Source organism: Ideonella lacteola (assembly GCF_038066555.1).
GTDB lineage: Bacteria > Pseudomonadota > Gammaproteobacteria > Burkholderiales > Burkholderiaceae_C > Ideonella > Ideonella lacteola.
Genome location: NZ_JBBUTG010000002.1, coordinates 493,793 through 501,639, shown reverse-complemented (window position 1 = coordinate 501,639; position 7,847 = coordinate 493,793). Strand labels below are relative to the sequence as shown.

7 protein-coding genes are annotated in these 7,847 nt (G+C 65.5%); 1 reads left to right on the top strand and 6 read right to left on the bottom strand.

The genetic code is table 11. From position 1 onward, the window contains the following. The 4 genes from AACH06_RS05775 to AACH06_RS05760 form a co-directional block, all read right to left on the bottom strand. Positions 1–374: ATP-binding cassette domain-containing protein (locus AACH06_RS05775; protein WP_341424671.1), on the bottom strand; the 374-nt coding region annotated here is incomplete at its 3' end. A 21-nt stretch (positions 375–395) separates the two neighbouring features. Further along, a complete protein-coding gene (locus AACH06_RS05770) occupies positions 396–1,487 on the bottom strand; it encodes an ABC transporter permease subunit (RefSeq protein ID WP_341424670.1) in 1,092 nt (363 codons plus the stop codon). A 105-nt stretch (positions 1,488–1,592) separates the two neighbouring features. Beyond that, positions 1,593–2,522 (bottom strand): branched-chain amino acid ABC transporter permease, encoded by a 930-nt coding sequence (locus AACH06_RS05765; protein ID WP_341424669.1) that lies wholly within the window; start codon positions 2,520–2,522, stop codon positions 1,593–1,595. Positions 2,523–2,741: 219 nt separating this feature from the next. Next, positions 2,742–4,139 carry a replication-associated recombination protein A gene (locus AACH06_RS05760; RefSeq protein ID WP_341424668.1) on the bottom strand — a complete coding sequence of 466 codons (1,398 nt, stop codon included), beginning with the start codon at positions 4,137–4,139 and terminating at the stop codon, positions 2,742–2,744. A 163-nt stretch (positions 4,140–4,302) separates the two neighbouring features. Between AACH06_RS05760 and AACH06_RS05755 the strand changes: the two genes are divergently transcribed. After that, positions 4,303–4,851, top strand: a complete 549-nt coding sequence (locus AACH06_RS05755) for a chemotaxis protein CheW (RefSeq protein WP_423221987.1) — start codon at positions 4,303–4,305, stop codon at positions 4,849–4,851. Between the two features lie 69 nt (positions 4,852–4,920). Here AACH06_RS05755 and lolA read toward each other — a convergent pair whose 3' ends face one another. Continuing rightward, entirely contained in the window at positions 4,921–5,538 is a 618-nt protein-coding gene (gene lolA, locus AACH06_RS05750; RefSeq protein ID WP_341424667.1) for an outer membrane lipoprotein periplasmic chaperone LolA, read from the bottom strand. Further along, entirely contained in the window at positions 5,531–7,831 is a 2,301-nt protein-coding gene (locus tag AACH06_RS05745) for a DNA translocase FtsK (RefSeq protein ID WP_341424666.1), read from the bottom strand. Before AACH06_RS05745 ends, lolA begins: the two co-directional genes overlap by 8 nt. Between the last annotated feature and the right edge of the window lie 16 nt (positions 7,832–7,847).

Genomic DNA, 7,847 nt, shown 5'->3' with positions numbered 1-7,847 from the left:
TTCTTGAACGAGGGGGTGCGGAACACCGCCCCAAGCAGGCCGGACTGGGTGCGCACGTGGCGGCCCACCATCACGTTCTCGAGCGCCGTCATCTCGGCGAACAGCCGGATGTTCTGGAAGGTGCGCGCGATGCCCGCCTTGGCCACCTCGTGCACGGTGGTGGGGGTGTAGGGGCTGCCACCGAGCTCGAACGTGCCGCCATCGGGCGTGTACAGCCCCGTGATCACGTTGAAGAAGGTGGTCTTGCCCGCGCCGTTGGGGCCGATCAGGCCGTAGACCTGGCCGGGCTGGATGGTGATGCCCACGTCCGACAGGGCCTGCAGCCCGCCGAAGCGCTTGGACACGCCCTTGACTTTGAGAACCGAGGTGCTCATTGCTGTTCTCCTTGTTCTCGCTTACTTGCCCGACACCGGCGTCGGGGCGGCCTTGCCGTGTTCCGGCTGGGGCCACAGGCCACGCGGGCGCAGCAGCATGATCACGATCATCGCCAGCGCGATCAGCAACTGGCGCAGGATGGCCGCATCGAGCCGGCCGTCGGTCATCTGCTGCAGCGGGCCGGCCACGTAGCGCAGCACCTCGGGCAGCGCCGACAGCAGCAGCGCCCCCAGGATGACGCCGGGGATGTGGCCCAGGCCGCCCAGCACCACCATCGCCACGATCATCACCGACTCCATCAGCGAGAACGACTCGGGCGAGACGAAGCCCTGGAAGGCGGCGAACATGGCGCCGGAGACGCCGCCGAAGGTGGCGCCCATGCCGAAGGCCAGCAGCTTGAGGTTGCGGGTGTTCAGGCCCATCGCCTTGGCAGCGATCTCGTCTTCGCGGATGGCCATCCAGGCGCGGCCGATGCGCGAATCGGCCAGGTGCTTGCAGATCACCACCGTGGCCACCACCAGCGCGAGGAACAGGTAGTAGTACAGGGCCACCGACGGGATCGAGAAGCCACCGATCTCCAGCGCCTTGCCGAAGTCCACCCCCGCGACCTTCATCGAATCGATCTGGCTGATGCCGCGCGGGCCGTTGGTGATGTTGATCGGGTACTCCAGGTTGTTCATGAACACCCGGATGATTTCGCCGAAGCCCAGCGTGACGATGGCCAGGTAGTCACCGCGCAGCTTAAGCGTCGGTGCGCCCAGGATCACGCCGGCCGTCCCGGCCAGCAACGCCGCCAGCGGTATCACCAGCCAGATCGGCGTGTGAAAGCCGTTGGGGAATGCGGCCTTGATCCACTCGAAGTTGTCCGACAGGTGCGGCGAAGCCAGCAGCGCGAACATGTAGGCGCCCACCGCGTAGAAGGCCACGTAGCCCAGGTCCAGCAGGCCCGCATAGCCCACCACGATGTTCAGGCCCAGCGCCAGCATCACGTACAGCAAGGCCAGCGCCATGATGCGCACCCAGCCTTGGCCAAACTGCGCCGCCACCAGCGGCAGCGCCAGCAACGCCACCGCAGCGATCAGGAAGACCGCCATCTTGGTTTGCTTGTTCATCTCATTCATTGACGATACCTCGTTGTTTCCCTCGCGGCCCGCGCAGCGCGGCCGTCTTCAACTGGCGTAGAAACCGCTCGCGACAACATGCGCGAGCGCCTCTCGTCATGCCCGGTCCGCCACGCGCTCGCCCATCAGGCCGGAGGGCCGCAGCGTGAGCACGAGGATCAAGACCAGGAAGGCGAAGATCTCGACATACTGGCTGCCGAAAACCCCCCCGGTGAGTTGGCCCAGGTAGCCGGCGCCAATGGCTTCGATCAGGCCCAGCAGCACACCGCCGACCATCGCGCCGGTGAGGTTGCCGATGCCACCGAACACCGCGGCAGTGAAGGCCTTCAAGCCTGGCAGGAAGCCCATCGAATGCTGCACCGTGCCGTAGTTCATCGCCCACATGATCCCGGCGATCGCCGCCAGCGTGGCACCGATGATGAAGGTGGCCGAGATGATGTGATCGGGCCGCACGCCCATCAGGCCGGCCACCCGCGGGTTCTCGGCGGTGGCGCGCATCGCTCGGCCGAGCTTGGTCTTGTTGACCAGCCACAACAGCGCGGCCAAGACCACCACCGTGGTCGCCAAGATCAGCAACTGCGTCGGCGTGATCACCGGGCCGGCTTCCCACAGGAAGATCGGGTCTTGCGGCAGCAGCGGCGGATAAGGCTTGGGATTCGGCTTCCACACGATCATGGCGAGCGTCTGCAGCAGCAGGCTCATGCCCATGGCGGTGATCAGCGGCGCCAAGCGCGGCGCGTTGCGCAGCGGCCGGTACGCGATCTTCTCGATCGCGAAGTTCAAGGCCGAGCAGATGACGATGGCAGAGATCAGCGAGATCACGAGCATCACCCACCCTGGCATGCCAGAACCTTGAAGGGCTTGAACCACCGACCAACTGGTGAGCGCGCCCACCATCAGGATCTCGCCGTGTGCGAAATTGATCAGGGAGATGATGCCGTACACCATGGTGTAGCCCAGCGCCACCAGCGCATACATGCTCCCCAATACCAATCCGTTGATGATCTGTTGTACGAAGATGTCCATCGAGCAGGTCTCCCGGGATTGATACGGCCAGCCACGCTGACCCTGGATCGCGGCGATTGTAGGAACCGCTTACACACTCCCCCCTCGGGCTTTACCCCCTGGACGGAGCGTGCTGAACAGCGGCCCGATCGCCGGACGCAACACGGATGCGAAATGGAACGGATCAACGGCCGCTGCCATGGCTGGGCTCGGCGCCGATTCGGCCACGGCGCCGCGATGTCATGACCCGCCCGAATCGCCGGCATCGAGAGAGCCGCCATCGCGCGCCTCGTCATTGAGGCGCCGCAACTCGGCCAGCTTCTCGCCGATGCGAAGCTCGAGGCCCCGAGGTACTGGCTCGTAGAACCGGGGCGGATCATCGAACCCGTCGGGCCAATAGCGTTCACCGGCGGCGAAGCCGCCCTCTTCATCGTGGGCGTACCGGTAACCCTGGCCATGCCCCAACGACTTCATCAGCTTGGTTGGCGCATTGCGCAAGTGCGCCGGGACCGGGCGGCTCTGGTCTTGCTTGACGAACGCGCGCACCGCATTCCATGCCTTGTACACGGCGTTGGACTTCGGCGCAACGGCCAAGTACACCACCGCCTGCGCCAGTGCCAGTTCGCCCTCGGGTGAGCCCAGCCGTTCGTAGGTCTCGGCCGCATCCAGCGCCAGGCGCAAAGCCCGTGGATCGGCGTTGCCGATGTCTTCGTTGGCCATGCGCACCAGCCGGCGAGCCATGTAGCGCGGATCCGCCCCACCATCGAGCATGCGGGCGAACCAGTAAAGCGCAGCGTCGGGGTCGGAGCCGCGCACCGACTTGTGCAGCGCGGAGATGCTGTCGTAGAACTGGTCACCACCCTTGTCGTAGCGACGCAGTTGTTCTCCCAGCGAGCGTTCGAGCATCGGCTCGTCGATGACGTCACCCTGGCCCGCCGACTGGGCCACCAGGTTTTCGTAGGCGTTGAGCAGGCGCCGGGCGTCACCGTCGGCATAGCCGATCAGGCGTTGGGCCGCCGCGTCGCTGAGCGCGGGAGCGCCCAGCGCCTCGCGTGCACGCGCCAGCAGTTGCAACTGATCGGCGCCTTCCATCGCCTTGAGCACGTGCACGGTGGCTCGCGACAACAGCGCCGAGTTGACCTCGAACGACGGGTTCTCGGTGGTGGCGCCGATGAAGGTGAACAAGCCCGATTCGACATGGGGCAGAAACGCATCCTGCTGCGATTTGTTGAAGCGGTGCACCTCATCGACGAAGACGATGGATCGCCGGCCCTGTGCGCGAGCCAGTTCGGCCTGCGCCACCGCTTCGCGAATCTCCTTGACGCCAGACAACACGGCAGAGAGCACGATGAACTTGGCATCGACAGCCCCGGCCACCAGACGGGCCAGCGTGGTCTTGCCCACGCCCGGCGGGCCCCAGAGGATCATCGAGTGCAGCCGCCCTTGCTCGAACGCCACCCGCAGGGGCTTGCCCCCCCCGAGCAAATGGGCCTGGCCGATCACGTCATCGAGGTGTCGGGGCCGCAGGCGCTCTGCCAGCGGTGCACCTGCAGCCGTGGCCGGGCCCGCCGGCAAGGCGGCACTCGGCAGGGCGTCGGGCAGGGGATCGTCGTCGAACAAGGCGTCTTGCCGGGGCATGCGCCGATTGTGGCGCCAAGCGGCGAATTGGCCCGTGCGTCGCCCTCTATTCGGGCTTTGAACCACCCCCGGCGGCTCGCACACTGCTGCCTGTTCGCTACATCATTTCTGCTGCCCCATCGTCGACGGCCTCGTTGCCACGGAAGACCAAGGAGTTACGCCCATGAGCGCCACCCCCTCCGCCGAGAATCGCCCTGCCGCTGCTGCCGCAGCCGCCACCGCCGCCACGGCGATGTCCGGCACGCCGCGCGAGTACCTGTCCTTCAAGCTGGGCAGCGAGGAATACGGCATCGACATCCTGCGCGTGCAGGAAATCCGCGGCTACGAGCCGCCGACCCGCATCGCCAACACCCAGCACTTCATCAAGGGCGTGGTGAACCTGCGCGGCGTGATCGTCCCCATCGTCGACATGCGGCTGCGCTTTGGCCTGCCGGATGTGCAGTACAACAGCTTCACCGTCGTGATCATCCTGAACATCGGCAACCGCACGGTGGGCATGGTGGTGGATTCGGTCAGCGACGTGCTGGAACTGGCACCCGGCCAGATCAAACCGGCCCCGGAATTCAACGGCGCGATTGATGCGGCCTACATCACCGGGCTGGGCACCATCAAGAACGGCGATGTGGAGCGCATGCTGATCCTGATGGACATCGAGCTGATGATGACTGCCCCCGACATGGGACTGATCGATTCCGACGCGGCGTTCCACTGAACGTCGGCGCCAATCGGCCACGAAAAAGGGCGCTCGATGCGCCCTTTTTTGCATTGGCCGAACCGCGGGCTACGGGCCGGAGACATCCGCGCCAGGCGGGATCGCAAAGCTGAAGGTCGACGCCGGCGGTGTCGTGTCGGTCGTCAGGTTGTCGAGCTTCAGCAAGGAGCGCTGACCGAAGCTGTCCGAGATCTCGACGGCAGCCAAGGCTTTGCCCTTGAAGCCGGCTTTCAGCCATTGGATGGTGCCCCCCGATTCGCGCGGCGTGGCCTGTACCCACTCGAGTCCATCCTTGTCTGGCTGGGCCTTCAACTCGAAGTTCTTTTCGATTGAGCTGCCGGTCAGCAAGGCCACAGGCGTGTTGCCCAACGCATCGCCCATCTGACGAATCGTCACCTGGTTCAGGTCGGGGTCGTGGAACCAGACCTTTGCGCCATCGCTGACGATGGTTTGCGCATAGGGCTTGGCGTAGTCAAACCGGAATTTGTTGGGCCGGGAGAAGCTGAACTGGCCCGACGACACCTTCTGCTTCTTGCCATCGGGCGAGGTCACGGTCTGGGTGAAGCCGGACTGGCCGGCCTTCACATCACGCACGAACGCACGCAGCGATTCGGCGGCATCGGCCCAGGCTGCACCGCTACAACCCAGCAGCAAGGCGACAGGCGCCACGAAGCGGAAACTATTCATCACGCTTGGGCAACAGGATCTCCCGGTTGCCATTGGTGGACATGGAGCTTACGAGCCCGGATTGCTCCATTTGTTCCAGCAGGCGCGCCGCGCGGTTGTAGCCAATGCGCAAATGGCGCTGGACGAGCGAGATCGACGCCTTGCGGTGCTGCAGCACGATGGCCACGGCCTGGTCGTACATCGGGTCGGCTTCGCCGCCGCCGGCACCGCCGCCGCCATCGCCGGCATCGCCCCCTTCCCCGTCCAGGGTGCCCCCCTCCAGGATGCCCTCGATGTAGTTCGGCGGGCCCTGGAGCTTCAGGGCTTCGACCACGCGGTGCACCTCGTCATCAGAGACAAAGGCGCCATGCACCCGCACCGGCAGTCCTGTGCCCGACGCCATGTAGAGCATGTCACCCATGCCCAGCAGCGCCTCGGCGCCCATCTGATCGAGGATGGTGCGGCTGTCGATCTTGCTGGAGACCTGGAACGACAAACGGGTGGGAATGTTGGCCTTGATGAGGCCCGTGATCACATCGACACTCGGGCGCTGCGTGGCCAGGATCAGATGGATGCCAGCGGCACGGGCTTTCTGAGCGAGGCGAGCGATCAGCTCTTCGATCTTCTTGCCGACCACCATCATCAGATCGGCCAATTCATCGATCACGATGACAATGAACGGCAGCCGCTCCAGCGGCTCGGGTTCTTCAGGCGTCAAGCTGAACGGGTTGGGAATCAGCTCCCCTCGCGCCTTGGCATCGTCGATCTTCTTGTTGTAGCCGGCCAGGTTGCGCACGCCCATCTTGCTCATGAGCTTGTAGCGGCGCTCCATCTCGCCGACGCACCAGTTCAGCGCGTTGCCGGCCTGCTTCATGTCGGTGACGACCGGGCACAGCAGATGGCCGATGCCTTCGTAGACACTCATTTCGAGCATCTTGGGGTCGATCATGATCAGCCGCACATCGCGCGGCTCGGCCTTGTACAGCAGGCTCAAGATCATGCCGTTGATACCCACCGACTTGCCTGAGCCGGTGGTACCGGCCACCAGGCAGTGGGGCATCTTGGCCAGATCGGCCACCACCGGGGCGCCGATGATGTCTTTGCCGAGCGCCATGGTCAGCAAGGAACCGGCGTCGTTGTAGACCTGCGAGCCCAGAATCTCGGCCAGCCTGATCGTCTGGCGCTTGGCGTTGGGAAGCTCCAGCGCCATCAGGTTCTTGCCCGGGATCGTCTCGACCACACGGATCGACACCAGCGACAACGAGCGCGCGAGGTCTTTGGCAAGGTTGACGATCTGCGAGCCCTTCACACCGGTGGCAGGCTCGATCTCGTAGCGGGTGATCACCGGGCCAGGCTGGGCCGCCACCACGCGCACCTCGACACCGAAATCCGACAGCTTCTTCTCGATCAGCCGGCTGGTCATCTCCAGCGATTCGGGTGTGACCGTCTCGACACGCGCCGGGGGTTTGTCGAGCAGGTCGATTTGCGGCAGCTTGTTGTCGGCCAGCTCGGTGAACAGCGGCTTCTGGCGCTCGCGCTGCACACGCTCGGATTTCGGCACCTCGAGCACCGGCGGTTCAATCACCAGCGGTACGTGCTCTTCGAAGACCTCGCGCTCTTCCTCGACCTCGATCTCGCGCTCACGCTGGGCCAGTTCCCCGAGGCGCACGTCTTCGGCGATCTCGCGTTTCTCGATACGCCGTTCGCGGAAGCCCTCGACCCACGCGCCCAGGCTGTCGGCCAGGCGCAACCACGAGAAGCGCAGCGCCAGTGGCAAAGCCACGACCAGCAAGCTGATCCAGAGCACCCCCGAGGCCAGAAAGCCCAGCTTCATCGACAGGGGCCCCAGCCAGAAGCCAATGACGCCACCGGAGTGCCCCGGCAGCCTGGCTTCCCACCCATACAGTCGCGTCCACTCGAGCGCGCAACTCGCGGCCAGCAGCAGCACGAGCCCGCCCATGCGGGCTGAGCGCGGCCAGGGCTCGAGCGCCTCGCCGCGTTGCAGCGCCCGCCAGCCCACCCACAACTGCCGCCCGCCGGCCACCACCCACCACCAGGCGGAAAAGCCGAACAACACGAGCAGCACATCGGCCACCCACGCGCCCGGCATGCCCAGCCAATTCATGACCGGGCCGCCTTGGCCGCTGGTGGAAAAGCCTGGGTCGTCAGCGCGCCGGCTGAACAGCGCAAGGCTGAGCGCCAGCCACGCCAGTGTCAGCAGGGAGAGGCGAAGCCGCTGGCGTAGCGGGTGAATCGGCGGTGCAGCGGGACGCACGCCCGCGCCGGTACCCGGGAGGGTGGCGTTACGCCACATCGCGCCGCAACTTCAA